At 59.5% G+C, this 25442-nt stretch carries 24 protein-coding genes and 1 tRNA gene; 6 read left to right on the top strand and 19 right to left on the bottom strand.

The genetic code is table 11. The features are described 5' to 3' along the window. The first annotated feature begins 224 nt into the window (after window positions 1–224). A complete protein-coding gene (locus ACY4LX_RS08605; protein WP_149657157.1) occupies window positions 225–818 on the top strand; it encodes a nitroreductase family protein in 594 nt (197 codons plus the stop codon). A 204-nt stretch (window positions 819–1022) separates the two neighbouring features. On the opposite strand, the gene ACY4LX_RS08600 is transcribed toward ACY4LX_RS08605, so the two are convergent. From ACY4LX_RS08600 to ACY4LX_RS08575, 6 genes are all read right to left on the bottom strand, one after another. Next, window positions 1023–1955, bottom strand: a complete 933-nt coding sequence (locus ACY4LX_RS08600; RefSeq protein ID WP_149657158.1) for a D-2-hydroxyacid dehydrogenase — start codon at window positions 1953–1955, stop codon at window positions 1023–1025. Between the two features lie 109 nt (window positions 1956–2064). Further along, on the bottom strand, window positions 2065–2358 hold the full coding sequence (locus ACY4LX_RS08595; protein ID WP_133837473.1) for a YcgL domain-containing protein: 294 nt from the start codon (window positions 2356–2358) through the stop codon (window positions 2065–2067). Further along, on the bottom strand, window positions 2355–3488 hold the full coding sequence (gene rnd, locus ACY4LX_RS08590; RefSeq protein ID WP_149657159.1) for a ribonuclease D: 1134 nt from the start codon (window positions 3486–3488) through the stop codon (window positions 2355–2357). The genes ACY4LX_RS08595 and rnd overlap by 4 nt, the downstream gene beginning before the upstream one ends. Before the next feature lie 123 nt (window positions 3489–3611). Beyond that, the gene (locus ACY4LX_RS08585) at window positions 3612–4274 is read right to left on the bottom strand and encodes a class I SAM-dependent methyltransferase (RefSeq protein ID WP_149657160.1); all 663 of its coding nucleotides are present in this window, start codon (window positions 4272–4274) and stop codon (window positions 3612–3614) included. Between the two features lie 73 nt (window positions 4275–4347). Beyond that, window positions 4348–5997, bottom strand: coding sequence for a phosphoethanolamine transferase (locus tag ACY4LX_RS08580; protein ID WP_463259677.1), 1650 nt, complete (start codon window positions 5995–5997; stop codon window positions 4348–4350). A 167-nt stretch (window positions 5998–6164) separates the two neighbouring features. Continuing rightward, window positions 6165–7547, bottom strand: a complete 1383-nt coding sequence (locus ACY4LX_RS08575) for a glutamine synthetase family protein (RefSeq protein ID WP_149657162.1) — start codon at window positions 7545–7547, stop codon at window positions 6165–6167. A 649-nt stretch (window positions 7548–8196) separates the two neighbouring features. On the opposite strand from ACY4LX_RS08575, the gene ACY4LX_RS08570 reads away from it, so the two are divergent. Together ACY4LX_RS08570 and ACY4LX_RS08565 are read left to right on the top strand one after the other, a co-directional pair. Then, a complete protein-coding gene (locus tag ACY4LX_RS08570; RefSeq protein WP_463259676.1) occupies window positions 8197–9381 on the top strand; it encodes a cyanate transporter in 1185 nt (394 codons plus the stop codon). Window positions 9382–9584: 203 nt separating this feature from the next. Then, on the top strand, window positions 9585–10520 hold the full coding sequence (locus ACY4LX_RS08565) for a LysR family transcriptional regulator (RefSeq protein WP_149657165.1): 936 nt from the start codon (window positions 9585–9587) through the stop codon (window positions 10518–10520). Between the two features lie 4 nt (window positions 10521–10524). On the opposite strand, the gene ACY4LX_RS08560 is transcribed toward ACY4LX_RS08565, so the two are convergent. The 6 genes from ACY4LX_RS08560 to ACY4LX_RS08535 all read right to left on the bottom strand — a co-directional run bounded on the left by ACY4LX_RS08560 (window position 10525) and on the right by ACY4LX_RS08535 (window position 16187). Beyond that, window positions 10525–10890 (bottom strand): 5-carboxymethyl-2-hydroxymuconate Delta-isomerase, encoded by a 366-nt coding sequence (locus tag ACY4LX_RS08560; RefSeq protein ID WP_149657166.1) that lies wholly within the window; start codon window positions 10888–10890, stop codon window positions 10525–10527. Window positions 10891–10975: 85 nt separating this feature from the next. Then, window positions 10976–11914 carry a LysR substrate-binding domain-containing protein gene (locus ACY4LX_RS08555; RefSeq protein WP_149657167.1) on the bottom strand — a complete coding sequence of 313 codons (939 nt, stop codon included), beginning with the start codon at window positions 11912–11914 and terminating at the stop codon, window positions 10976–10978. A 105-nt stretch (window positions 11915–12019) separates the two neighbouring features. Further along, a complete protein-coding gene (locus ACY4LX_RS08550; RefSeq protein ID WP_463259675.1) occupies window positions 12020–14125 on the bottom strand; it encodes a DUF6311 domain-containing protein in 2106 nt (701 codons plus the stop codon). Further along, window positions 14122–14508, bottom strand: a complete 387-nt coding sequence (locus ACY4LX_RS08545) for a GtrA family protein (protein ID WP_463259674.1) — start codon at window positions 14506–14508, stop codon at window positions 14122–14124. Before ACY4LX_RS08545 ends, ACY4LX_RS08550 begins: the two co-directional genes overlap by 4 nt. Beyond that, on the bottom strand, window positions 14505–15215 hold the full coding sequence (locus ACY4LX_RS08540; RefSeq protein ID WP_463259673.1) for a class I SAM-dependent methyltransferase: 711 nt from the start codon (window positions 15213–15215) through the stop codon (window positions 14505–14507). The genes ACY4LX_RS08545 and ACY4LX_RS08540 overlap by 4 nt, the downstream gene beginning before the upstream one ends. Before the next feature lie 3 nt (window positions 15216–15218). After that, on the bottom strand, window positions 15219–16187 hold the full coding sequence (locus ACY4LX_RS08535) for a glycosyltransferase family 2 protein (protein WP_463259672.1): 969 nt from the start codon (window positions 16185–16187) through the stop codon (window positions 15219–15221). 278 nt (window positions 16188–16465) lie between these two features. Here ACY4LX_RS08535 and ACY4LX_RS08530 point away from each other — a divergent pair, with 278 nt between their 5' ends. From ACY4LX_RS08530 to mtlD, 3 genes are all read left to right on the top strand, one after another. Beyond that, a complete protein-coding gene (locus ACY4LX_RS08530; protein WP_007958030.1) occupies window positions 16466–16657 on the top strand; it encodes a YegP family protein in 192 nt (63 codons plus the stop codon). Between the two features lie 108 nt (window positions 16658–16765). Next, a complete protein-coding gene (locus tag ACY4LX_RS08525; protein ID WP_463259671.1) occupies window positions 16766–17461 on the top strand; it encodes a DUF1963 domain-containing protein in 696 nt (231 codons plus the stop codon). A gap of 681 nt (window positions 17462–18142) precedes the next feature. Further along, on the top strand, window positions 18143–20281 hold the full coding sequence (mtlD, locus tag ACY4LX_RS08520; protein WP_463259670.1) for a bifunctional mannitol-1-phosphate dehydrogenase/phosphatase: 2139 nt from the start codon (window positions 18143–18145) through the stop codon (window positions 20279–20281). A gap of 226 nt (window positions 20282–20507) precedes the next feature. Here mtlD and hepT read toward each other — a convergent pair whose 3' ends face one another. From hepT to dapA, 7 genes are all read right to left on the bottom strand, one after another. Beyond that, window positions 20508–20942 (bottom strand): type VII toxin-antitoxin system HepT family RNase toxin, encoded by a 435-nt coding sequence (gene hepT / locus ACY4LX_RS08515; protein ID WP_149657174.1) that lies wholly within the window; start codon window positions 20940–20942, stop codon window positions 20508–20510. Further along, window positions 20932–21327, bottom strand: coding sequence for a type VII toxin-antitoxin system MntA family adenylyltransferase antitoxin (mntA, locus tag ACY4LX_RS08510; protein WP_463259669.1), 396 nt, complete (start codon window positions 21325–21327; stop codon window positions 20932–20934). Before mntA ends, hepT begins: the two co-directional genes overlap by 11 nt. Window positions 21328–21446: 119 nt before the next feature. Further along, window positions 21447–21536: transfer RNA gene (locus ACY4LX_RS08505), tRNA-Ser, on the bottom strand. A gap of 84 nt (window positions 21537–21620) precedes the next feature. Beyond that, the gene (gene purC / locus ACY4LX_RS08500; protein WP_008034929.1) at window positions 21621–22334 is read right to left on the bottom strand and encodes a phosphoribosylaminoimidazolesuccinocarboxamide synthase; all 714 of its coding nucleotides are present in this window, start codon (window positions 22332–22334) and stop codon (window positions 21621–21623) included. A 28-nt stretch (window positions 22335–22362) separates the two neighbouring features. After that, the gene (locus tag ACY4LX_RS08495) at window positions 22363–23121 is read right to left on the bottom strand and encodes an MBL fold metallo-hydrolase (protein ID WP_123406244.1); all 759 of its coding nucleotides are present in this window, start codon (window positions 23119–23121) and stop codon (window positions 22363–22365) included. Window positions 23122–23127: 6 nt separating this feature from the next. Beyond that, window positions 23128–24243 (bottom strand): outer membrane protein assembly factor BamC, encoded by a 1116-nt coding sequence (gene bamC / locus ACY4LX_RS08490; protein ID WP_149657177.1) that lies wholly within the window; start codon window positions 24241–24243, stop codon window positions 23128–23130. A gap of 17 nt (window positions 24244–24260) precedes the next feature. Beyond that, entirely contained in the window at window positions 24261–25139 is an 879-nt protein-coding gene (gene dapA / locus ACY4LX_RS08485; protein WP_463259668.1) for a 4-hydroxy-tetrahydrodipicolinate synthase, read from the bottom strand. Window positions 25140–25442: the final 303 nt, after the last annotated feature.

Here is a 25442-nt window from a genome sequence, read left to right as displayed (position 1 = left end):
TGCGGGCCAAGCGCCGGCGACTGTCGGTAGAACGCTCTTGTCAGTTTTTGCGCCGCCGCGTAGCTTTGCCAGTCGCAACGAGCCAAACCCGAAGGCCATTAACGCGCAACCGCGTTGCATTCCGGTGAACTGCCACGGCTCATGAAAACCTCATCGCTCAGCTCAACTGCGGCCGCAGGTTTTTACTTCGACAGTCTTACTCAAACGTAGCAAGGAACCTCTGCATGAGTGCCAACCCACGCGTCGCCGATTACGCCATTCACCCACAGTTCACCGATCGCTGGTCGCCACGGGCGTTTACCGGCGAAGCCATCCCGGAAGAAACCCTGCTGAGCTTCTTCGAAGCCGCGCGCTGGGCGCCGTCGGCCTACAACTCGCAGCCTTGGCGGTTTCTGTATGCACGTCGCGATACGCCAAACTGGGAGCGTTTCCTCGGCCTGTTGAACGAATTCAACCGTGGCTGGGCGCAACACGCCTCGGCGCTGGTGATCGTGATCTCGAAAACCACCTTCACCGCACCGGGCGCCACCGAAGAAACCCCGGCGTTGTGGCACACCTTCGACACCGGCTCGGCCTGGGGCCACCTGGCGCTGCAAGCGAGCATCAGCGGCTGGCACACCCACGGCATGGCCGGGTTCGACCAGGAACTGACCCGCAAAGAGCTGAACATTCCCGAGGGTTATGCACTGCACGCTGCGGTGGCCGTTGGCAAACTGGGGGATAAAGCGACGTTGGCGGAATATCTGCAAGCCCGGGAAGAACCGAGCCCGCGTCGGCCGTTGAGTGAACTCGCGGCAGAAGGCAGCTTCACCCTCTAACCCACTACCCCGATCGCCTGATCGCTTGATCGCCTGATCGCCTGATCGCCTGATCGTTCCCACGCTCTGCGTGGGAATGCCGCCAGGGACGCTCCGCGTTCCGCTTCTGGAAGTGACGCAGAGCGTCACGGGATGCATTCCCACGCAGAGCGTGGGAACGATCACGGGGGGCAAGCCCCCTCGCCACAGTTGATTGGAGTGGGTTCAATACCCGCGATTGAAATCCACTTCCCCGCGCAGCGCTTCACCCGCCTCGTACGCCCGCAGGTTCTCGACAAACAGGTTCACCATCATCGATGGCGAGGTCGGTGCCGAGCTGTGGCCGGTCAGGAGCAAGCCCCAGGCAGTCCAGAACGGATGCCGTTGCGGCAAGGGCTCCTGACGGCAGACGTCGATCACCGCGCCGGCCAGATGCCCTTCTTTCAAGGCTTCGACCAAATCCGCATCCACCACCGCCACGCCGCGCCCGACGTTGATGAACACAGCCGTCGGCTTGAATTGCTTGAACAGTGCCGCGTCGTACAGGTCGTGGGTATTGGGTGTGTTGGGCAGCAGGTTGATCACGTAATCCACTTCGCCAACCAGGCGCGGCAAGTCAGCCAGCGCGCCGACTTCAACGAATGGCGCCTGTTCCCGGGCTTCGCTGGCGATGCCGTACAACTCGACGCCAAAGGGTACGAGGAACTGCGCCACGGTCTGGCCGATGTCGCCGGTACCGACGATCAACGCCTTGCGCCCCGCCAGGCTTTGCCCCTGACGACTGTCCCATTTGCGCTCGACCTGGCTGACCAATCGCGCCAGTACTTCGCGCTCGTGGCCGAGCATATAAGTCAAAACGTATTCAGCCATGACCTGGCCGAAAATCCCCACCGCCCGGGTCAGGCGATAGTGGCGTGGCAGGCCGTCGGCCAGCAGCGGCGTGATGCCGGCCCAGGTCGATTGCAGCCACTGTGGCTGGTGGCTCTGACGCAGCAGGTTGGCCAGCAAGTCCGGCTGGCCGAGCCAGATCGGGCAATCGGCGGCCTGGCGGGCGAGTTCGGCGGAGTCGCCGCTGGTCAGCACTTCCAGCTCGGGCGCTGCCTGACGCAGCAGTTGGGCGTACACAGGGTGGTCGTGTTCAGCAATCAGAACGCGCATGGTTCAAACCTTTCGAAAACAGTGCAAACGGCCACCGCGCTGTCGCGGCGGCCATCGCCAAAATCATTCCAGTGTTTCATACAGGCTCTGAACAGAACCTGTCTGCCGATCACATCGGGTCGTTGCGACGCAGCAACTCTTCGGGCAAGTGTTCGATGTACTCGTCCTCGGCCGGCGGCATCTGCAAGTGGTAACCCTGCTTTTCAAGGTTTTCCAGGACCACGGTGATGTCCTCGCGCGACAGTTTGCGCTCGGGGCTCAGCACCAGGTCGAAGGCGTGATGGGGCTTGCCGAACGCCGCCATCAGCGATTCCGGGACGCGCTCCAGTGCATCGCTTTTGAGCACATAAAGGTACATCTCGTTTTTCTTCAGGCTGCGGTAGATGGAGCAAATACGTTTCAAGGCTGTTCTCCGGCGGTGGCCAGGCTGTCGAGCAGCGCCTGGCCCATCAATTCGCGGCGCCAGCCACGCAGCGAATCAGGCAATTGGTAAGGACCGTTGGGGTAGCCGCTCTTGAGCAGCGCTTCCAGGGTTTTCTTGCGCAGCATCAGTTCTGGCGCGATGTTCAGGCGCTCGGCTTCGGCCTGGCCGATGGCCCGCAGTTGCTTGACCAGCGTGGCGGCGTCCACCGGCAACGGCTCCGGCACCGCCGGCGGCCATTGATCCGGCGACACAGTGGCAGAACGCTTGATCAGATCAAGCAGGAATTCGCCGTCCTGACGCACGGTACGCGGGTGCATGTCTTCGATTTTCGCCAGCGCGCCGAGGTTGTCCGGCTGAGTCCGGGCCAGCGGCCACAAGGAATGCTCACGCACGATGCGGTTGCGCGGCAGATCACGGGCGCGGGCCTCGTGCTCGCGCCAGGCGCAGAGTTCACGCAATACGGCGAGTTGGGCGCGGGACAGCTTCCAGGCCAGTTTGGCTTCGCGGTAGACCTCGTACGGGTCGACCTCGCGGCGCAGGTTGGCCACCAGTTCGGCGCCGTCCTCCAGCACCCAGCTGTATTTGTCTTCGGACAGCTTCGGTTGCAGGCGTACGTAGACTTCCGCCAGATGCAGGGCATCTTCGGCGGCGTAGCTGATCTGGGTGTCGGACAGCGGACGTTGCAGCCAGTCGGAGCGGGTCTCGCCCTTGGGCAGGTCGATGCCGAGCACTTCCTGGACCAACCGCGAGTAACCCATGGAGAAACCGAGGTTCAGATAAGCGGCGGCCAGTTGCGTATCGAACAACGGCGCCGGCAGGCTGCCGGTCAGGCGCAACAGGACTTCGAGGTCTTCGCTGCACGCGTGCACGACTTTGACCACGGCCGGGTTTTCCAGCAGCGCGGCCAAGGGTTGCCAGTTGTCGATGGTCAGCGGATCAATCAGGTAAGCGCGTACGCCATCGCCGATCTGCAACAGGCCGGCAATCGGATAAAAGGTGTCGACCCGCATGAATTCGGTGTCGAGGGCAACGAATGGCAGCTTTTGCCACTCGGCGCAAAACTGACCGAGGCTATCGTTGTCGCGAATCCAGTGAATATCGATGGCCACACGGCTCTCCCTTGAAGAATGGCGCGCAGTATATATCGCCCCCGGCGATTTCCGCGCATCCACTGCACAAGAGCTTTAGCGAAAAACCCTACAAAAGGGCAAGAAGCGTCTGACGAAGGGAGGTTATCCGGTCTTACGCAGTACGTAGACCCGCATCCGCGCGCAAGCGGGAAAGAAGTCCTGATGACTGAGCAGGCTGAAACCCGCTTGCCTGAACTCGGCTTCCACCACGGCCTTGCTCTCCAGCGGCGTGGGCATGGCGCCCTGCGCAGCGCTGGGCCGACGCTGGAAGCGGCTGGCGAGGCGCACCGCGACAATCACGGTGTCACGACTGACGCGGTGAAACTCCCCCAACATGGCCAACCGGTGTTCAGGGCTGGCGATATGTTGAAACAGTTGCATGCAAATCATGCTGTCGACTGCGTTCGCCGACAAACCGATGGTGAACGCCGAGCTCTGGAAGGTCTTGATCCGCTCAAGCAAATGCGCCGGATGATGGGTGCGTGCGTGATCGAGCATGTCCTGGGACGGGTCCGACGCCAGGATCACGCGGTTACCGTGCTCGGCCAGCACCGGCCAGAAACGTCCGACACCACAGGCCACGTCCAGCAACAAACCCGGTTCACCAGCGACCTTGAGCGCATTGCGCACCAACTGCTCGACGCGCCAGAACGCCAGGCGCCCGGCCAGGCCACGGGGTTGCGGCTGCAGGCAGACGCGTGCGTGTTCCTGATCGTAGCGCCGGGCGAACTCAAGCTCGACAACAGATGGGGGCAGCGCGGACATATACAGGGGCTCTTATTGGAAGATCTAACGGCCGCAGGTTAGCGACCAGCCTGTGAAAAATAAGTCGAAACCCTCATTTCCTGGCCAGCACGCCATCGATCACAGGCGCGCGGCAGCCGGCGAACATGTCCAGGTCCGGGTTGTAGACCTTGCTGTCGACCTCCAGCAGACCAATCATCGAATGGAACAGATTGTCCTGGCTCAGGGGTTTTTCCCGACTCATCTGCAGGCAATGAGTGTCCACCGAGAACGAGCGTTGATAGCTGTCGGAGAACCACGCCAGCATCGCCACATGTTTCTGTTGCTCGGGCGCCATCATGTACGGCGTGCCGTGGAGGAACAGGTTGTACTCGCCCAAAGACTCGCCGTGGTCGGACAGGTACAGCATCGCGGTATCGACCTTGTCCTGGTTGCTGCGCAACAGATCGATCAGGGTCGAGAGCACGTGATCGGTGTACACCAGGGTGTTGTCGTAGCCATTGACGATGCTTTCGCGACTGCAATTGTTCAGCGCATTGCTTTCACACACCGGCGTGAAGTGTTCGTACTCTTTCGGGTAACGCTTGAAGTATTCCGGGCCGTGGCTGCCCATCTGGTGCAGGACCAGCACGGTGTCTTTGTCCAGGGTGTCGATAAAGTGCTGCAAACCTTGCAGGAGTATTTCATCGCGGCATTCACTGCTGGAGCACAGCACCGGGTCTTTCAAGTTGCTGACATCATCGATCGTCACCCGATCACACGTGCCTTTGCAGCCCGACTGATTATCGCGCCAGATCACGTCCAGCCCGGCGCGCTTGAGCACATCCAGTAAGCCTTCTTCATTCTTGGCCTTGCTGGCGCTGTAGTCTTTGCGACCCATGTTGGAGAACATGCATGGCACCGATACTGCGGTTTCCGTGCCGCAGGAATGCACGTCAGTGAAGGCGATCAGACCCGCTTCTTTACTCAACTTGGGGGTGGTGTTTCGGCCATAACCCAGGATGCCGAAGTTCTCGGCCCGGGCACTTTCGCCGACCACCAGCACTGTCAGGGATTTACGGCCGTGGGTCTGCCAGGTCAGGTCCTTGCGGGCGTCCTCGCCGATCTTGACGAAGGGTTGTTGTGCCGATGCGACCTGTTCACGCAAATAACCGGCCGACGCCCCGATGTAGTTGCTCGGCACCACCATCAGGTGCAGTTCATGGTGATTGCGAAACAGCGACGACAGGCCCTGGTAGTTCACCAATGCGACGCCACCGACCACCACTACGGAGGCGACACTCACCAATGCCTTACTTAATAGATCACGATGCCAGGCGCGATAATTGATCGGTGTTTTCCACACTAACCACGCGGGCAAAACACCCAACAAAGCAATGTAGACAAACAACTTTATCGAGAGTAAATCGCGCACTTCCGTGGCATTGGTTTCGGCGAAGTTGCGAAACATGCCGGCGTCGATCAATACGCCATATTGGCTCATGAAATACGCCACGCCCGCACTGACCATAAAGATCAACATCAGCAGCGGCTTGAGCAGCGGCCGGAACGCCAGCAGGGTCAGGACAATATTGAACGCGCCAAGCACCATCACGCCAAACGCCACGCGCATGGCAATGCCCTGGGCGTCCGAGGCAGTGATTTCGAAAAGATGCTGCCAAAGCACCAGGTTAAACCCGGCCAATAAGAACGCACTGGCAATCAGTGTCACCCACTCGGGGCGCACGGCTTTGAATTTCAACATGCGGATCGACTGTTCCTGAAAAGAAGTGCCGCCGGAAATGTGAAAATTTCATTTTCCGCGACAGCACAAACTTTAAGCAGCGAACCATCAATTTTTCGTGAAAAAGAAGCCAACGATTAGTTGGCTCCGGATATAACCGTGAAACGTTTAAAGTCATTGAGAAGCGGTCAGGCCTGGTTCAGGTACCAGCGCCAGTCCTGCTCGCCGACCTCGCCCATGAACTGCCGATACTCGGCACGCTTCACCGCCAGGTACACCCCCAGAAACTCGGCGCCGAACGCTTCCCGCGCCCAATCCGAACCTTCCAGTGCGCGCAGGGTGGTCAGCCAGTCGGTCGGCAGTAGCTCCGTGGCCTGGGCGTAGCCGTTGCCTTCCACCGGGGCGCCGGGGTCGAGTTGCTCGCGGATGCCACGGTGAATGCCCGCCAGGATCGCCGCCGCGGCCAGGTACGGGTTGGCATCGGCGCCGCAGATGCGGTGTTCGATGTGCCGGGAGAACGCCGGCCCGCCGGGGATGCGCAGGCTCACGGTGCGGTTGTCCACGCCCCAGGTGGCGGCCAGCGGCGCGTAGCTGTTGGTCTGGAAGCGCCGATAGGAGTTGGCGTTGGGGCAGAACAGCAGCAACGAATCGAGCAAGGTGCCGAGCATGCCACCCACCGCATGTCGCAGCAGCGGCGTGCCGTCGGGCGCTTCGCTGGCGAACAGGTTGTTGCCGTCCTTGTCCGCCAGGCTGACGTGCATGTGCATGCCGGTGCCGGCCAGGTCATCAAAAGGTTTGGCCATAAAGCACGCGGCCATCCCGTGCTTGTGCGCTACGCCTTTGACCAGCCGCTTGTAACGCACCGCTTCGTCCATCGCCTGCAAGGCGTCGGTGCGGTGTTCGAGGGTGATTTCCACCTGGCCCGGCGCGTATTCGGAAATCGCCGTGCGTGCCGGGATGCCCTGGAGTTTGCAGGCGCTGTAGAGGTCGGCGAGGAACGGCTCGATTTGCTCCAGCTCGCGCAAGCCGTAGACCTGGGTGGCCCGCGGCCGGCCGCCATCGACGTCCCGCGCCGGTTGGGGTCGGCCGTTGCTGTCGCGCTTTTGATCCAGCAAGTAGAACTCCAGCTCCGCCGCCATCACCGGGTAATAGCCGTCGGCCTGCAAGCCTTCGATGACCTTGGCCAGCAAGTGCCGTGGGTCGGCAATCGTGGCCGGCATCCCTTCGGTGGGGTGCATGCTCACTTGGACCGCCGCCGTCGGAATCAGCCGCCAGGGCATGCGCTGCAAACTGCCGCTGACCGGATAGGCGCGGCAATCGATGTCGCCGACGTCCCACACCAGGCCGGAGTTTTCCACATCGTCGCCGTTGATCGTCAGGCCGAGGATGGTGCTCGGCAATGGCCGGCCGCTTTCGTACACCGCCAGCAGTTCATCGCGATGCAGCAACTTGCCCCGGGGTACGCCGTTGTTGTCGAGGATGAACAACTCGAACATCTCGATATCCGGGTTCTGTTCCAGAAAGGTCAGGGCTTCTTGCTGCGTGGCAAAGGAGGTCGTGGCACAACTCATGGGAATTCTCGTTTTTCCGTGTCAGGCAAACGCACAGGCGTCAGCGATTTGATCCCGACGTGTGGCGCGGGGACCTGTAGGAACAATCAACGGGAAACGCAGGAATCCGGCGGGCGCGCATGACGGCAATGCCATAGCGCCCAGAAGGCCAGTTCGGAAGGAAGTGCAGAGAGGTTTGGCGCGGTGGCAGGCCGGAACCGACGACCACGGCTGGACGCACAAGCGCCGCTGGATGCCGGGTGGTGGAGTGCGACTGGCCAACCGTCCATAGAGAAAACCGCAGAAAACAGATGAGCCGCAGCGTCACACGGGTGGAGGGTGGGTTAAATCGGGAATTCAAGAACTTTGGTTGCGGGTTGGCTAAACATACTCCTGAGATGCCACGAATCCTTGTGGCGAGGGGGCTTGCCCCCGCTGGGATGCGCAGCGGCCCCAAGCGCGTTTTTCAGTCACTCCGTGCAGCATCCTTTACGACTGCTGCGCAGCCGAACGGGGGCAAGCCCCCTCGCCACAGGTTTCTCGTTGCTCGCTCTATTCCTGCACACCAACGCAACACTTATTTAATTTCTAAATACCACTCCCGACTTTCTGATTTGCCGCCGCCCTGCCCCTCCCGCCTAATCGGGGCCTTGTTTTGTAAGGTCCGCTCATGGAAAACGTTCGCGCAACAGCCCGCCCTGCCCTGTGGTTGATGGTCAGCATCATTCTGGTCGCCTTGAACCTGCGGCCTTCCATGGCCGCCGTCGGTCCGTTGTTGTCGGCGATACGCGGGGATATCCCGTTGAGTTTCAGCCTCGCGTCGCTGCTGACGATGCTGCCGGTGATGGCCATGGGGCTGGCGATGTTTTTCGGGACCGGTATCAGCCAACGCCTGGGCGAGCAGCGTACCGTGGTGCTGTCGCTGCTGATTATCGGCCTGGCCACAGCGTCGCGACTCTTCCTCGACTCCGCCGCCGAACTGATCGTCAGCGCCATCGCCGCCGGCGTCGGCATCGCGTTGATCCAGGCATTGATGCCGGCGCTGATCAAATCCCGCTTCAGCGACAACGTCGCCGTGTGCATGGGGCTGTATGTCACCTCGATCATGGGCGGCGCGGCGATTGCGGCGTCGTTTGCGCCGTTGGTGATGACCCAGACCGGCAGTTGGCGCACCGGCCTGGCGATCTGGGCGGCGCTGGCCGTGCTGGCGTTGCTGTTCTGGACCGCCCAGCGCAAGACGACCCTGACGCTACCGGCGCAGGCACGGCGCGGCGAATCCTTCTTCGCCAATTCCCGCGCCTGGTTACTGGCGATCTTCTTCGGCCTCGGCACGGCGTCCTACACCTGTGTGCTCGCCTGGCTGGCGCCGTATTACGTGGAGAAAGGCTGGAGCGAACAGAACGCCGGATTGTTGCTGGGCTTTCTGACGGCGATGGAAGTGTTGTCCGGCCTGCTGACCCCGGCCATCGCCAACCGCAGCCGCGACCGACGCCTGGTACTGGTGGTGTTGCTGGGGCTGATCATGGCCGGTTTCTGCGGCCTGATTCTCAGCCCGCAACACCTGAGCCTGCTGTGGCCGTGCCTGCTGGGCCTGGGTATCGGCGGGCTGTTTCCGATGAGCCTGATCGTGTCGCTCGATCACCTGGACAACCCTCAGCGCGCTGGCGGACTGACGGCCTTCGTGCAAGGCATCGGCTACCTGATCGCCGGCCTCTCGCCGCTGATCGCCGGGCTGATTCGCGATCAGTTGGGCAGTTTCGAATGGGCCTGGTGGTCACTGACCGGGGTCATGGCGCTGATGATAGTGATGGTCCTGCGCTTCGATCCACGGCACTATGCCAAACACATTCACTGACCCGCCAACGCGGGGGCCTGAGGCTAGAGGCCTCTGGCCATGTTTGCGGAGATTAAAATCGTAGGTCGTGTTCACAACATTTTCTGTCCCACACCTGAACGTGAAACTTCCTACAGGCCATTCTCCTGGCACCATCGTTCCGTTAGGATCGTTCGCACACGTTTGCGCACTGTCAGCGCAAGGAGCACAGCGAGACAGAACGGATGCTGAACAGTAACTTGCTTAGAAAGCTCGATATGCAGGACCTCATGGTGTTTGTCGCCGTGTATGAGCAAAGCAGCGTCACCGGTGTGTCGGAGGCCCTCTTCGTCAGTCAATCCACCGTGAGTTACTGCCTGAAGAAACTACGGACCAGTTTCGAAGACGAGTTGTTCATCAACACCCGCACCGGCATGCGCCCCACCTACAAAGCCAGCACCATGTATTCCCACGTGCTGAAGATCCTTGAAAGCATCAACTTGTGTCACGCCGGCGCCCAAGTGTTCGACCCGACCGCACAGCCCGTCACCTTCAATATCTGCGCACCGGAATACTTCGAGCAATTGATCCTGCCGCGCCTGTTGAAGCGTTTCGATTTCGCGGACCTGCCGGTGCTGGTCAACATGCATAAGTTCGAAACCGATATCCCGGCCGACGAACTGCGCGATGGCAGCCTCGACCTGGTGATCTGTTTCGGGCCGAACTTTCATTGCAGCCACACCGACCTCAAGTCCCGCAAGCTGCTAGAAGATGATCTGGTGTGTGTCTTCGACAAGCGCGCCACGCCGCTGGAACCGCGTTTAAGCCTGCAAGCCTTTACCGAACGCCGTCACGTGTTCCCGACGCCCTGGACCTCGACCACCAACATGGTCGACGGCTGGCTGGCGCGGCAGGCGCAAAAGCGCCAGATTGTGGCGCGATCCAACAGCTACAGCGCGGCGCTGAAGATGATTACCGGCACGGATTTCATCCTGACCCTGCCCCGGCGCATCCAGCGCTTGCTGGCCAACGAGGCGGTATTCAAACATTGCGAGGCACCCAACGGCTTGCCGGGCTTCACCCTCGACATGCAATGGAGCCAAAGCGTCGACCAGGACAGCGCCAACACCTGGCTGCGTGAACAAGTGGCCCTGGCCTGCGCGGAGCAGCAAGCCGCCTGAACACTCAGAGGCCGATGGCCGTCTTGGTGTAGGACTCGCGGTCGATGTCGAGGATTTCCACACACAACTGGACTTCAACCCCCGTCGGCCATTCACACAAATCCTGCACAACGGCCAACAGGCTTTCGGACAGCTGCTTCTTGACCTGCGGCGGGCGACCACTGAGCAACGCCAGTTTCACATGCACAAACGCCCGCTCACCCAACGCGGTACCGACCTTGAAGGTCTCGACCTTCACGGCACGGCTCTTGATATCGAACTCCGCCGCAAACTGCCCGGACCCCACCAACGTATTGTTGAGCCGGATCAACGCCACGTCGGCGTTCAGCTCGGGCAGGTTGGCGGTGTATTCCATGTGCAGGTGAGGCATGACGGTGCTCCTGTGGATGGGAAGAAAGGGCCTACATATATCACAGAGCCGGGCTACGCTCCGGCGGCTTCTTTGGACTCGATTATCAGAGTGAACCGGTAGTGTGCAGGTCGGCCAGGCCACGCTCACTCATGAACGCTTCCAGGCGCGAACGCAACCAGCGTTCGGCCGGATCGGTGTCGACATGACTGAGCCAGACCATGGACAGGTCCAGGGTCGGAGTCTTGAACGGGAAGGGTTCCTGGAACAATTGACCGGACGCCGCCATGGCGGTGGCGGTGTAGTCCGGCAAGCTGGCAATCAGGTCAGTCCCCGCCAGCAAGGCCGGCAACGAGCTGTATTGCGGTACGGAAAGCACGACGTGGCGCTTGCGCCCGATCTCCGCCAGCCACTCATCGGCATAGCCACTGACGTTGGCGGTGTGGGACACCAGTACATGGGGACGTGAGCAATATTCATCCAGCGTCAGCGGCGTGTCGGACGCATCGGCACGCAAGATGCTGGGCAGGATGTGTCGCAGCAATTTGCGCTTGGCATTGGCCGGCAAACCGCGGGTCTGGCTGATGCCGACGGTGATATCGCCGGAGGCCAACAGGTCGGGAATGCGCCAGTAATCGACATGCTGGACCACGAACACCACCTTAGGCGCTTCATGGCGCAGGGCGCGCAGCAGCGGCGGCAACAGGCCGAACTCGACATCGTCCGACAGGCCGATCCGAAAGGTCATGGTGCTGCTGGCCGGGTCGAAATCGTGGGTCAGGCTCAGGGCCACTGACAACGAGTCCAGCGCCGGCGACAGGTGCAGGATGATTTCTTCGGCCCGGGCCGTGGGTTCCATGCGATGGCCGACACGAATGAACAGCGGATCGTTGAACATCGTGCGCAAACGGTTGAGCGCGGCACTGATGGTCGGCTGACCGAGAAACAGTTTCTCCGCCACCCGCGTCACGTTGCGTTCCAGCATCAAGGTCTCGAACACCACCATCAGGTTGATGTCGGCCTTGCGTAGTTCATTGCGATTCATCCACTGCACCCCAGTCCCCAAGACTCCGGGCAGTGTAGAAAGACCGAAGGATGACGTCTACGTGCCTGTACGTCTGTCAATGACAGGGCTGACCGCGCCTGAGCTTCAATTCACTGTAAGTGCCTGTAAGCCGATCGCCAGTTTGCGCGAGTCCTTACTCATGCCAAGCTCACCCGGACTGATGGCATTGGCGTATTTGAATTGAATACGCAGCACGCCTTGACGCTCAACCAGCTGTTGCACGTCTACAGGCAATTCGATGGCAATCCGGTTAGCTTCGGGCTTGACCAGCCGAGTGGAGAGTACCCGCACATCGTTGACGAAAATTTCCAGAGACTGCTCGGTATGCGTCGGCGCGAGCAACGCGGTGGTTTCCAGTAACAATGAATGCACCCGTGATGTCGGCCGCAGAACGATTTGCGACTCAGCCCCCTCGGACCAGGTACCCCACGGTTCGTTAAGCGACCAGCCCTTGCTCAGGTAAGCCACCGCCGGGCTCGCAACACTGAACACCACCCTCTCGCCTTCCTTGAGCTCCGGAATCAGCTTCAAGGGATCGGGAGCCGGGACGGGCGGACAATCGGCACAACGCTTCCAGCCCGGCGCCAATACATTCAAGCCGTCAATTCTGGCGAGCACATCGGTCTCACGGTTCAAAGTCAGAGCAGCCTGAAGCAAGGTACGGTTATCCAGCACGTACAGCGTATCTGCTGCGTAAATCCCCGAATCCACCATCCGCTGCGACTGAGCCTGCGCAGATTCGGTGGCCACCGTACTGACCCGCCCCAGGTAGACGGCATTGGTCGGCAGATGATGAGTCCCTGCATAGTCGGCCAGCGTCATCCACTGTTCCGAGTAATTCTGCGGGCGAAGCCATCGCACAGACTGATAATGCTGTGCGGCTTGCTCCCAGAACGGATCGGTCAGCGGCGTCTTCCATGTGGGCGTCGGTGCGGTCATGAAAAATCCACGTGAGACCGCCCACCCGGCACGGGTATCCACTACCTGAATCACCAGAGCGATGCTCAACAGCAACACTGCCGTGCGTGACGCATGGCCCCGCACCACCAGATAAAGGATGACAAAAATGGCCATGTACATGACCGGCCAGATCATCCGTCCCGAACCGCGAAAAATGGTAGCGACAGCCATCAGGGCATCAGGCAAGGGAATCTGGAACTCGAACGCCCCGATTCCGATGTTGTTGGATACCGCGAATATCGTCAGGCCTGCCAGCGCAAGCAGCAGCAACGGATATCGACGCACCTTTGCGCAGAGGTCACTGGAACCTTGCAACAGCACCACCAGCGCGCAGACCAACAGGAAGATCACCCCCAGGCCCGGGAACGCGAAACCCTCGCCGTCGCCCAGTACACCCGGTATGTCCCGCAAGGTGTAGGACCAGGTACCCGGGTCGAAAAAGGTCAGGACATTGGCCCGGAACAAGCCGTACCCCATTAACGCCAGGCCACTGTCGCCGAGACTGAAATAGCCCGCCTGCCAGCAACACAGGCTGACCAGCAAGAACAGACCGACGAGCTCGATCAATGCCTTGGCCGGGGTCAGGCGGCGCTGGAGGGCTTTGGCTGCGAGGTCCGCAATCCAGATCAATGCAACCATCGCCAACAAATAAGCGTGCACCAGTGCTGTCGCAGCCAAGAGCACTCCCCATGCCAGGCAGCGTTTGTGCGTAAAGGGCCGCAGCGCCAGATAGAGCGCCGCCACCACCAGAAAATGCCCTGCCAGGGACAAATGCACGCCCATCCGGATAATCATCGCAGGGATGAATAAAAACAGCCCTGCGCCGAGCAGCCGCACCGCCACATTGCGGCTGGCCAGCCCCATCAGCTTCCAGGCGAACCAGCTCTGCAGGACGAAACACGTCAGGAACCACAATCCGAAATACTGAAATGGCTCTGGCAGCAGGGCTGAAAACGGCTTGAAGATCAGCGCAAACAGCGGGTTGGAATCGGAGAAGATCACCGCGTTGCTCAACTCGAGCCCATATGAAGGGTTGAGCCCCAACGGGAATGTCCATGGCGAATGCCTGAAAAACACCCAGCCCAGATAATGAGTGGCCGGATCACCAGCGCCCAGCCAGGCAATGTTCTGCGGATTGAGCGCCCGCGGTCCAATCACGATGAAAAAAGCCAATACCCCCATCAGCAATGGCAGCAGCGTGACAGCCCAGCGCTTTCCCGAATCCTTCATCGATACGTCCAGAAATTATGCAATACGAAGGTAAACGCCGGGATTGTCAGCGCCACCGCGCCAATCCCCAGCAAATAATTGAGCCCGGCGATTTGCGCCGCCCAGGCCACGAACATCGCCAGCAAGAACCCCGCCGCCGAGACCATCATGAAACGCAGCAGCGTGCGGCCATGCAACCGGGCGGAAAAACTCCAGGTCGTGTTGATCAGGTAAGACACCACCGTCGCCACGGCAAATGCCACGCCATTGGCCAGGGGCGGAACCGGCATCACGAAATTGATGAACAGCACAGCCACGACCGCGTGAAGCGCCGTGACAAACAACCCGGTCACGGCAAACCTCAACGCTCTTTTGATCAACGCTGACTTTTCGGCTGAGGTCACGGCTTCTGCGCCAGCACAAACACCGTGAGGCCGGCCAGGCGATTGGCCCCCATGAACGGCAGCTCGATGCTGCACAGGGTCTTCAGAATTGAATTCACCACCGGATGATGCTGCTTGAGTTGCGAACGCGGCGGCGACGGTTGTGTGCCCTTGGGCAACAGCCGCAGGGTGGCCGCAATCGGAAACACCGCGCCGAAGTAGTAAGCGCCCTGCTTCACCGTCAAACCGGCGTCCCGGGCCACGGTTTCAAACTGCGCCAGGGTGTAACGGCGTTTGTGTTCCAGAAAATCATCGTGCCCGCTCCAGAGAAACTGGAACGCCGGCACCGTCATCAGGAAACGGCTGCCGGACGGGACTTTATCGACGTAAGCCTTGAGCAGCTCGACGTCGTCATCGACATGCTCCAGCACGTCCATCAGCAGCACCAGATCGGCGTCCACCGCCTCGATGCCGCGACGGTAATGCACCGGTTTCCCGGAGGTGCTGGCGTCGGAATCGGCGTCGTAGCTGATATCCACGCACCAGGCTTCATTCGCGGCGGTGTGGGTCAGCAGGTGGTGAGTGAAAAACCCGGAACCGGCGCCAACGTCGAGGATTTTCCTGATGGGCGTATCGCCCAGCAAACGCTTGGTCGCCGCCGCTTTGGACGCGTAATACCAGTGCTGATCAATGCTTGAACCGAGGATGTCGGTTTCCTTGAGATCCATGGTTCAGTCCTTGGCGTTATAGACACGGCGCACCAGATAAACCGGCCGGCGTTTTGATTCGATATAGGTGCGGCCCAGGTACTCGCCGAGCACCCCGATGCCGATCAGTTGCAGGCCACCGAGAAAGGTCACGGCCACCATCAGCGAGGCATAACCTGGCAAATCGATGCCAGAAATCAACGTGCGCAAAATGATGAAAATGGCAAATGAGAAAGACACCACGGACACGAACGCCCCCAGATAGGTCCAGACCTTGAGCGGGTCGGTACTGAAACTGGTGATGCCTTCCAGCGCGAAATTCCACAGGCGCCAACCGTTGAACTTGGTTTCACCGGCGACCCGTTCCGGGCGCTCATAATCGACATGCGTGGTGCGAAACCCGACCCAGGCAAACAAGCCTTTCATGAAGCGCCGGGACTCGGGCAGGGTCTGCAAGGCATCGACCACACAGCGGTCCATCAGCCGGAAATCGCCGACATCCTTGGGCAGCGGTTGATCCGCGATTTTGTTGTGCAGGCGATAGAACCAGTTGGCCGAGGTTTTCTTGGCCCAGGAGTCGGTCTTGCGACTCACACGATGGCCCAGCACCACTTCATAGCCTTGGCGCCACAGGGCAATCATCTGCAGGATCACTTCCGGCGGGTCCTGTAAATCGACGTCGATTGGCACCACCACCTGGCCGGTGGCTGTTTGCAAGCCTGCGGTCAACGCCGCTTCCTTACCGAAATTACGGCTCAGATCGACGATCCGCACGCGCGGGTCAGACGCTTGGCGTTCCAGAAGAATGTCCAAAGTCGCATCGGTGCTGCCGTCATTGACGAACACCATTTCCAGACTGACCAGCGCCTCATCCTTGAAGACGTCAGAAATCCGCGCGATGAACAGATCAATGGTCGCCGCTTCATTGAACACCGGGATGACGAGCGAAAGCGCCACATGCCCGGCGAGTTGCGTTCCGTGCTGATGAGTCAATGGATTGCTCTTTTTTATAGTGATTTTTCAACAATCTTCGGTCGCCGGGGTGTTTTCCAGCGCCATGAGCCGAGTCGTATTAAGCAGGAGCATGCAGGGTGATGCAAGGGCGAAACTGCGGCGGTTTTGGCCATTCTTTCAGAGCCCGGCCAGCTGTAGGAAAAGCCCTCAAATCATTGGAAACAAATGCCCGATGGCCAAAAAAACCAGCTCCGCTAGGCTTGCTGACATGCGGCACACAGGTTGTCGCAATTGACCCATCGCATGGAGCGAGCTGAATGTATTTTGAGATTTACAGGCAATCGAAAGGCACCCCGAGCACAGGAAAAGGACAGTGGCGCTGGCGGCTACGGGCGGGGAATCATGAGACGGTTGCCAGTGGGGAGTCATATGTGAACAAGGCGGACTGTTTGCATGTGATCGAGTTGATCAAGGGGGTGCAGGGGGAGACTCCAGTCAAGGAAATCTAAAGGATTGAGCCGGCTGCTCATGCTTGATGGGCAGCTCCTGGATCCCGAACTCGACACTGCAGACAAGACATAGTTGACTGCACCACCCTGATCAGGAGTTTGGTTGTAATGGAGATACAAGAAATCAGGCGCCGCCTCGCGGTACCCGCCATCAAGTTCGTCGCTGGCGGGTTCCGGCCTACGCTCAAGGATGAGGAAAGCTGGCTGGGCAACGTATTCCTTTTCCGCCCGGATGAAGCGATCCCCAAAAACGATGCAGGCGAGGAACTGCATCCCTATGCTCAGTTTTTTCTACCCTGCCTGCCGTTTGCCAGCCTGGCCCTCAAGGGGATTCGCGTACTGACAGTCTTTGTCTCTTACCCGTTTCCCGAGCCCTTTGAACCCATGGGCAACAACTGGGTCATCCGGGAATACACCTTTGATGATGAGCTGGTACGCAAAGAACTGCCGGTAGCCAATACCTTCCTCAAGCCCTTTGCGCTGAAGGCCGAATTGGTTGAAGAGGACTTTCCACTCTGGGACGGCGGCGGTGTCCCCAGAGATCTCGAGCTTGAAATACTCGAACTTGAGCGATCTGGGCAAATCGAATCCTATTACGACGTGATCACTCACACCTACGAACACAAAATCGGCGGCTATCCCTCGTTCTGTCAGTCAGGCATGGACCCCGGCGATGATTTTGAATTCGTGTTCCAGATTTCGTCCGACTCGAAAATCAATTTGAATGTCGTGGACAGCGGGAGCCTGATGTTCTGGAAGAACAGGAACAACGGAACATGGGCCATTTACTACGATTTCTATTAGTAAAAAGAGGCCGCACCTTCATCCGCCCGTGAACGAGCACGGGCACATCCCAGCCCTCAAAAAAACCTCTCAACATGGCGTCAGGAGATTTTTTCATGGGCGAGTGATGTGCTTGCGCATGGGGCCATACCACCTCATTCCCGCTCGAGCTCCACCGCGCCCCAACCTTGATATAGACGCTTCCCATGCTGTATACCTAAAAAGACCCTAAGCCACGCCGCAGGAAATCACAGCGTCTTATGCTCGGAATCACACGTATCGATCGCCTTGTCGGCCCACTTTCCGCATCCCTGATTGCGCACTGTGGGCCTCACGTCAAACGCTTCGCTGAAGCAGCCACAGGGCTTGTTCCTCGCCTCTTTGCACTCCTCGCTGTACACCGCCTGCGACTTCGATTGTCGGACTGGTGCGCCCATCGGCGCCATTGCTCCGTCCCTCCGCCTGTCTGTTCCTGATCATCAGCCACTGAACCGGTGCGCCCTTCTTCCGTTTTTTCGCGGAGTTCGTGCTCGTCTGGCTTTTCCATCTGAACCCATCCCTTCCTGAGCGAGACATCGCCCGGTCGGCCTTCGCGCCTCGAACCGTGCCCGTCGGCTCCAGGCCATCTCATTTCGCAGATGCAGTGCCCCTTTTCAGGCGGCTTTGCGTCGCGCCACCCCACGGTACAAGGAGTATCAATCAATGATTTTTTTCCAGGGAAAAAGAATATTCAGCGCCATCTTCGACATGGATGGCACCATGTTTGACACCGAACGCCTGCGCTTCAAAACCCTCAAGCAGGCGTCCAGCGAGATTTTCGGCAAGTCGTTGAGCGAGGAAACCCTGATCGGCTCGCTGGGCCTGAGCGCCAAGAAGGCCGAGGCCCTGGCGAAAGCGCACAACGGGGAAGACTTTCCCTACGCCGAGATTCGCCAGCGCGCCGATGAACTTGAGTTAGCGTATGTGCGCAATGAAGGCGTGCCGATCAAGGCCGGGTTGCTGGAAGTGCTGGAGCGCTTGCGCAAGTACGGCCTGACCATGGCGGTCGCGACCTCAAGCCGTCGGGCGATTGCCGAGGAGTATTTGATCAATGCCAACGTGCTCAAGTATTTCGACATCACCGTGTGTGGCGACGAAGTCACCCAGGGCAAGCCCCATCCCGAGATCTTCCTGCGGGCAGCCAGCGCGCTCAATTGCGAGCCGGGCCACTGCTTCATGGTCGAAGATTCGGAAAACGGCCTGCTCTCGGCGATCCGTGCCGAGGGGCAGCCGATCCTGATCGAAGACATCAAGCCTCCCGCGCCTGAGGTCAAGGCCGGTGCGCTCAAGGCCTATAGCAACATGCAGGAATTTCTCGGCGACCTGACCGAATGCATGCCCGACCTCGGCACCCCCGAACTGACCGAGACCTTCCCCCAGGCCCTCAATCAGTTTCGCGTCGGCATCCACGGCTTCGGCGCCATGGGCGGCGGTTACCTGACACAGATTTTCTCCCACTGGGACGGTTACACCCGGCCCTGTGAAATCATCGGCGCCACCCGTTCGCGCATGCTGCGTGAAACGGTCGACGCCTTCGGCCGCTTCAGCGTGCGCTACGGCGCCACGTCCTTCGACCAGACCATCGAAAACCTGCGGATGATCGACATGGACGACGCCGAAGCGGTGATCGATATGTACGACGTCGCGGAAATCGTCGGCCTGAGCCTGCCCGAGCCCGCCATCCGCAAACAGGCCGATGTCATCGCCAAGGGTTTGATCCGCCGTTACGAACGCCGTAGACGCGAACTGACCATCCTGATCGTGCTGAACAAGGTCGGTGGCGCCGCCTTCGTCCGCCGCCATGTCGAAGCGCAACTGTTGCTGCTGGTTTCGCCTGAAACTTGCCAGCAGATCCTGGACAAGACCCACTTTGCCGAAACCGTCGTCAGCCGCATCGTCTCGAAGATTTCCAACGAGGCCTTGCTCAGACAACTGCGGATCAAATCGAAGATCTTCCAGAACAGCCTGAGCGACGAACCGAGCGCCCCCCAGGCACTGACGACCACAAAGGCGCCCGAATATGAACGGCTGATCGGCCGTTTCCGGCCCTTCGCCCAGTCGAGCAACGCCCTGAGCCAGATGCACCTGATCCTGTTCAACAGCGAACCGGACATGCCTCTCTACGTCGAGCGCGGCAGCAACTTGCTAGAGCGACTGCGCCAGGTGAAAACCGTGGAAGACATCACCCAGACCCAGGTCATCAAGAACCTCTTGTGGAACGGTCCCCACGCGATCATTGCCTGGTACGCCAGCCTGTTGGGCTATTCGTGGCTGGGCCAGGGCATGGGCGACCCGCGTGTCAGTGCATTGGCTGAACGCCTGATCCGCCAGGAAGTCGGTCCGGCCCTGGTAGCGGAAAACCCGCAAATGAGCGAAGCCGTCGCCGGTTTCGCCAAAACCTTCCTCGAACGCTGCAACACCTCCTTCAAAGACCCGTGTGCCCGAGTCGGCCGTGACCCGCTGCGTAAACTGCAACGCAACGAACGCATCTTGCGCAGCATCGACCTGGCCCGCAAACACGGGATCGATTCTACCGGCCTCGAGTTCGGCACAGCGCTAGCCCTGCATTACGCGCTGCGTTCGACGGACGCCAAGGATCAGGAAAGTCAGTTGATGCGCACGCTTTATGAAGAGAGCGGGAGTGTCGAGGCAATGTTGACGTATACGGGGAGTTACAACGGCAAACCGTATCCGGGGCTGGATCCGGTCAAGGATGCAGGGTTGATTGAGGGGATTGGTGGGCATTTTGAACGGCTGGTAGAGCCGGATTCCGGGCACTGGGGGTGGCCGAAAGCGGGCTAGCCTTGCACGTCCTTGCGCCACAAGGGCGCCTTTTTAGCGCCCTTGTTCGTATGGACTTTAAATTGCCCTAAACAAAACCCCAGAAACGAAAAAGCCCCCGTCATCAGCAATGATTACGGGGGCTTCGTCTTGTTCAATAATGGCGGAGAGATCAGGGGGTAGAACTTTGCGCAGCTTATCGTTGGAGACGTTGCAGCGTATATATCCGCTCGGAAAGAGGGAGTTGTCAGCCCTGTTGACTTCCCAAACTCGCATCCCTGATCAAAATATGGGAGCTGAATTGCAGAAAGTCATCGAGATGATTGGTGATTATCGCGACAGTAATCGGCAATTGGAGGATTTGATACTCGTGTACGGCAATATTGCGGAACCCCACCATATTCTTAAGACTGCTGAGCAGCGAAGCGCTTACCCATCCACCCGTGGATAGCAGCTCAAACACGTCACGCGCACTCTGTGGCACCCCTAGACGCTCACGACGAATTAGATGCTGCCCCATATCCAACGCGGCTTCGCAGGCACGCTGAATATTCAGTATCGCGGCGTCCTGACGAGTGAAATCAGTGGCAAAACTGACGGGATCCTTCTCATATTCCTGACGAGCTCGCGCTACACAACGCTCAATGCTCGCAGCCTTATTGATGAGAACATCATCGACCATACACTTTCCCTTCCTTCTGGATATCTGCCAGCAACTCCGCTCTTGCAGCATCCAATGCAGTCTTTTCGCTCAAGATAAAGCTTTCGAAAAGACCTGCCTGGCTGTCTTTGGACCAAAGTCGACGCCCTGTAGTCAGTATCTGGTATTGCATCACTGTTGATGCAGCACGCAGATCGAGCAAATCGACAGGAACACCTACGATATCAGCAAGCTCTCCAGACAACCGCCAAAGTACCAGCGGCTCGACCGCCCCTGCAGAAAGCACCGCTACATCCAGATCACTCTCAGCGCCAGCATCACCGGTCATCTGACTGCCGAATACGTACACAGCCAACAGATCAGGAAGTTGCTCCTGCAAGAGTGTCAGCGGTTTTTCCAGGTTCATGACTGATATCCAGATCGCCAATTAACGAAGACCGTACCAGAATTAGTCATTTTGTTTTTGCCCTAAACGAAAAACCCCCGACAACGTTGAAGTTATCAGGGGTTTTCGTTTTTCAATAATGGCGGAGAGATAGGGATTCGAACCCTAGGTACCGGTGAAGGTACAACGGATTTCGAATCCGTCCCATTCGGCCACTCTGGCATCTCTCCAACGGCGCGCATCATAACAACACTTTTGCCGGAAGCGAACCCCCTTAAGCAATTTTTTTCCGTGCTATCAGATGCTTGCGTCGATTAAAGCGGTACGCCCAGACGATTGGCGACTTCTTCGTAGGCTTCGATGACGTCACCGAGGCCCTGGCGGAAGCGGTCTTTGTCCATTTTCTTGCCGGTGGCCTTGTCCCACAGGCGGCAGCCGTCCGGGCTGAATTCGTCGCCCAGGACGATGGAGCCGTCGGAGAACACGCCGAATTCGAGTTTGAAGTCGACCAGCAGCAGGCCGGCGTCGTCGAACAGCTTGCTCAGGACTTCGTTGACCTTGAGCGACAGTTCTTTCATGCGAACCAGTTGCTCGGCGGTGCCCCAACCGAACGCCACGACGTGGGATTCGTTGATGAACGGGTCGCCCTTGGCGTCGTCCTTCAGGAACAGTTCGAAGGTGTAAGGGTTGAGCTTCATGCCCTCTTCGACGCCCAGACGCTTGACCAGGCTGCCGGCGGCGTAGTTACGCACGACGCATTCGACCGGGATCATGTCGAGTTTTTTAACCAGGCATTCGTTGTCGCCCAGCAGTTTGTCGAATTGAGTCGGCACGCCGGCTGCTTCGAGTTTCTGCATGATGAAGGCGTTGAACTTGTTGTTCACCATGCCTTTGCGGTCGAGCTGCTCGATGCGCTTGCCGTCGAACGCCGAGGTGTCGTTGCGAAACAGCAGGATCAAGCGGTCAGCGTCATCGGTCTTGAAAACCGATTTGGCTTTGCCGCGGTAGAGTTCTTCACGTTTTTCCATGATGGGCTCCGCTTGCTAAGTAGGTGGGCTAGGCGATGTGTCGCCAGTCGAGCCCTGAATCTTGATCGGCCAGTTGCAGCCAGTCCGGGTCGCACCCGAGGGTGTCGACAAAACATTGCCGGGCCAGCTGCGGCAGGTTGTTCTTGCTGCTCAGATGGGCCAGGACCAGGTGTTGCAGGCCTTGCCAGCCCAACTCGGACACCAGGAATGCCGCCTGGTGGTTGTTCAAATGTCCCAGTTCACCGCCCACCCGCTGCTTCAGGAAGTAGGGGTAGTGACCGCGAGCCAGCATGTCACGGCAATGATTGGACTCGATCATCAACGCATCGAGGTCCCGATAGCCGTCCAGCACCTTGTTGCAATACGAGCCCAGGTCGGTCAGCAGGCCGAAGCGCCGCTCACCGTCATTGAACACGTATTGCGTCGGCTCTTGTGCATCGTGGGCCACAGCAATGACTTCGATGTTCAGGGCGCCGATTTGCAATTGCTCGCCGCCGGCCAGGAAGCCTGCGGGTTCGATCGGTTTGCGCATCCCGCGCAGGGTGCCGCGACTGAGGTAGACAGGCAGATTGTAGCGCCGAGACAGCAAACCCACGCCATGCACGTGGTCGGCATGTTCGTGGGTCACGAGTATCGCGCTCAACTGCGCCGGGTTTACACCCAGGCGCAGCAGGCGTTTTTCGGTTTCCCGCAGGGAGAAACCACAATCCACCAGCACATACGTGTCAGCGCTGGCTATCAGCGTGCCGTTCCCTTGGCTACCGCTGCCGAGAACGGCAAAACGCATGTGATATCAGCCCAGGTTGTCCTGAATCACGCTCAACACTTTGCGCGCCACTTCTGCCGGCGCCACGGTATTGATGTTTTTCTCGACGGTGACCTGGACGTTCTCGCCAACCTTGCTCAGGCGAACCTGATAACGCTCGGCACGGGCTTCAACTTCTTCCTTGGTCGGCGCACTGCCGAACAGGCTGCTGAAGAAGCCAGGCTTCTCGTCTTTCTTCTCGGCTTTTTCGGACAGGTTGATGTAGTACAGGCCCAGGCTGCGGTTGATGTCTTCAACGCGCCACTCGCCCTGTTCCAGCGCGCGACCGACGCTCGACCAGGCACGGTCCAGGTCCGGACCGACGTTCAGGATCGGGTTGCCGCTGCCATCTTCGCTCAGGCTGACGCGACTTGGCTTATCGGAGTCCTGGGAAGCCAGCATCGAAACCGAACCGCCCTTCTCGGCCGTGCGGCTCATGCTCGCGAGCATGTCGTCGACCAGTGCAGCGTCGAGGCCGGTGTTGACCGAGCGGTTGGTGAAGTCGACGTCGGCGGTGCTGCCGGCCGGGCGCTGGGCGCTGACCACGTAGATTTCACTGGTGTTGCGCTGCACGCCTGGCTCGATGCGGACCCGCACGCGGGTTTCGCTGTCGGCGCTGACGCCGGCCGCGCTCAGGCGCTTGGCCATCGCGGCGGACAGTTCGTCGGAATGCTGCCAGGTGGTGGTGAATTCGCCGGTTTGCGGACGTTGTTCATCCAGACGGAAACCGTTGTCCTGGAAGAATTGCACGGCCACAGGCCAGGCTTCGGCCGGTGGGTGTTGACCCATGACCCAGCTCGAGTCACCGCTTTTCTGCAGGGTGTAGTCGCTGGCGTCAGCCACTGCCGACAGCGGCTGCGGACGCGGCACGATGTATTCGCCCTTGGCGGTGTCATCGGCCACGTTACGCGGGATCGGCAACAGCGGATCCAGACGTTTGGCGGTCTGGACATCCGGTGGAAGTTGCATCGGTGCAGTCTGTTGCGCTTCCAGGTAATCGCTACCACGGTCACGGAAGTAACCTTCCGGGCCCCAGATCCATCCACAGCCACTGGTGCTGGAGATAATCAAGGCAAGTGCGGAAAGTCCGGCCATTCGCTTCATGCGTTGTACTTCCTCAATTAAACCAGGACGCCGGACTGGCGCATGGCCTGCCGCAGCGGTTCGTGACAGGCAGCACTGAGCCAGGTGAGCGGCAGACGGATACCGTCCGGCATCAAGCCCATTTCATGCAGTGCCCATTTCACGGGGATAGGGTTGGATTCGATAAACAGGGTCTTGTTGAGCGGCATCAGCTTTTCGTGGATGGCCCGCGCAGTCACGGCGTCGCCCTTGAGCGCGGCGTTGCACAGGTCGGCCATGTCACGCGGGGCGACGTTGGCGGTCACCGAGATGTTGCCTTTGCCGCCCAGCAGGATCAGCTCGACCGCCGTGGCGTCGTCACCGGAGATCACCAGGAAGTCTTTGCTGACACCGTCGATGATCGCCTTGGCACGGGCCAGGTCGCCGGTGGCTTCCTTGATACCGATGATGTTTTTCACGGTCGACAGGCGGATCACGGTCTCGGCCTGCATGTCGCACGCAGTGCGGCCAGGCACGTTATAGAGGATCTGCGGGATATCGACGGCTTCGGCGATGGCCTTGAAGTGCTGGTACAAGCCTTCCTGGGTCGGCTTGTTGTAATACGGCGTGACCAGCAGGCAGGCGTCCGCGCCGGCGCTCTTGGCGTTGGTGGTCAGCTCGATGGCTTCGCGCGTCGAGTTCGCACCCGTACCGGCGATGACCGGGATGCGCCCTGCAACCTGCTTGACCACGTAACGAATCACTTCGATGTGCTCGTTCACGTCTAGCGTGGCCGATTCACCTGTAGTGCCGACCGCCACGATCGCGTGGGTGCCGTTTTGCAGGTGAAAGTCCACCAGTTTGCTCAGGCTGTCCCAGTCGAGACGACCTTGTGCATCCATGGGTGTGACCAGTGCCACCATACTGCCCGCAATCATGCAACCGCTCCTGCCGGAAAAAGAGAGCCGTAATGGTACTGGCGCCAAGATGCTTGTACAAGCGAAGTACTGCGCTGCTGCCATTCCCCTTGGCGCTGCTTTTCGCTACCCTTCAGACTTTGATCGGTACTGATAAGCTCGTACGCCGGGTTCCAGCCTCCATTTTCGGCATCACAAGCCCCGATCCAGCGTTGCCACCCCTCGCTCCCGCCACTGTGGAGCACGTTGCAACCTTCGGCTCGGGTTTTCTGAATTCGTCTGCGCAGGGTCGCCCCCGGTAAAAAAAGCCCGTAGAAGTATCGA

Source organism: Pseudomonas sp. Emmai, assembly GCF_055179735.1.
This window is presented reverse-complemented; position numbering and strand designations above follow the sequence as displayed.

Bases quoted from the DNA above. Each gene is read 5' to 3' on its own strand.
- ACY4LX_RS08530 (WP_007958030.1), top strand. From the start codon at position 16,466: ATGTATTTTGAGATTTACAGGCAATCGAAAGGCACCCCGAGCACAGGA.
- ACY4LX_RS08560 (WP_149657166.1), bottom strand. From the start codon at position 10,890: ATGCCTCACCTGCACATGGAATACACCGCCAACCTGCCCGAGCTGAAC.
- mtlD (WP_463259670.1), top strand. From the start codon at position 18,143: ATGATTTTTTTCCAGGGAAAAAGAATATTCAGCGCCATCTTCGACATG.
- ACY4LX_RS08570 (WP_463259676.1), top strand. From the start codon at position 8,197: ATGGAAAACGTTCGCGCAACAGCCCGCCCTGCCCTGTGGTTGATGGTC.
- mntA (WP_463259669.1), bottom strand. From the start codon at position 21,327: ATGAACCTGGAAAAACCGCTGACACTCTTGCAGGAGCAACTTCCTGAT.
- ACY4LX_RS08555 (WP_149657167.1), bottom strand. From the start codon at position 11,914: ATGAATCGCAATGAACTACGCAAGGCCGACATCAACCTGATGGTGGTG.
- ACY4LX_RS08525 (WP_463259671.1), top strand. From the start codon at position 16,766: ATGGAGATACAAGAAATCAGGCGCCGCCTCGCGGTACCCGCCATCAAG.
- ACY4LX_RS08580 (WP_463259677.1), bottom strand. From the start codon at position 5,997: ATGTTGAAATTCAAAGCCGTGCGCCCCGAGTGGGTGACACTGATTGCC.
- ACY4LX_RS08585 (WP_149657160.1), bottom strand. From the start codon at position 4,274: ATGTCCGCGCTGCCCCCATCTGTTGTCGAGCTTGAGTTCGCCCGGCGC.
- ACY4LX_RS08605 (WP_149657157.1), top strand. From the start codon at position 225: ATGAGTGCCAACCCACGCGTCGCCGATTACGCCATTCACCCACAGTTC.
- ACY4LX_RS08565 (WP_149657165.1), top strand. From the start codon at position 9,585: ATGCTGAACAGTAACTTGCTTAGAAAGCTCGATATGCAGGACCTCATG.
- ACY4LX_RS08495 (WP_123406244.1), bottom strand. From the start codon at position 23,121: ATGCGTTTTGCCGTTCTCGGCAGCGGTAGCCAAGGGAACGGCACGCTG.
- ACY4LX_RS08600 (WP_149657158.1), bottom strand. From the start codon at position 1,955: ATGCGCGTTCTGATTGCTGAACACGACCACCCTGTGTACGCCCAACTG.
- ACY4LX_RS08575 (WP_149657162.1), bottom strand. From the start codon at position 7,547: ATGAGTTGTGCCACGACCTCCTTTGCCACGCAGCAAGAAGCCCTGACC.
- purC (WP_008034929.1), bottom strand. From the start codon at position 22,334: ATGGAAAAACGTGAAGAACTCTACCGCGGCAAAGCCAAATCGGTTTTC.
- dapA (WP_463259668.1), bottom strand. From the start codon at position 25,139: ATGATTGCGGGCAGTATGGTGGCACTGGTCACACCCATGGATGCACAA.
- ACY4LX_RS08540 (WP_463259673.1), bottom strand. From the start codon at position 15,215: ATGGATCTCAAGGAAACCGACATCCTCGGTTCAAGCATTGATCAGCAC.
- bamC (WP_149657177.1), bottom strand. From the start codon at position 24,243: ATGAAGCGAATGGCCGGACTTTCCGCACTTGCCTTGATTATCTCCAGC.
- hepT (WP_149657174.1), bottom strand. From the start codon at position 20,942: ATGGTCGATGATGTTCTCATCAATAAGGCTGCGAGCATTGAGCGTTGT.
- ACY4LX_RS08550 (WP_463259675.1), bottom strand. From the start codon at position 14,125: ATGAAGGATTCGGGAAAGCGCTGGGCTGTCACGCTGCTGCCATTGCTG.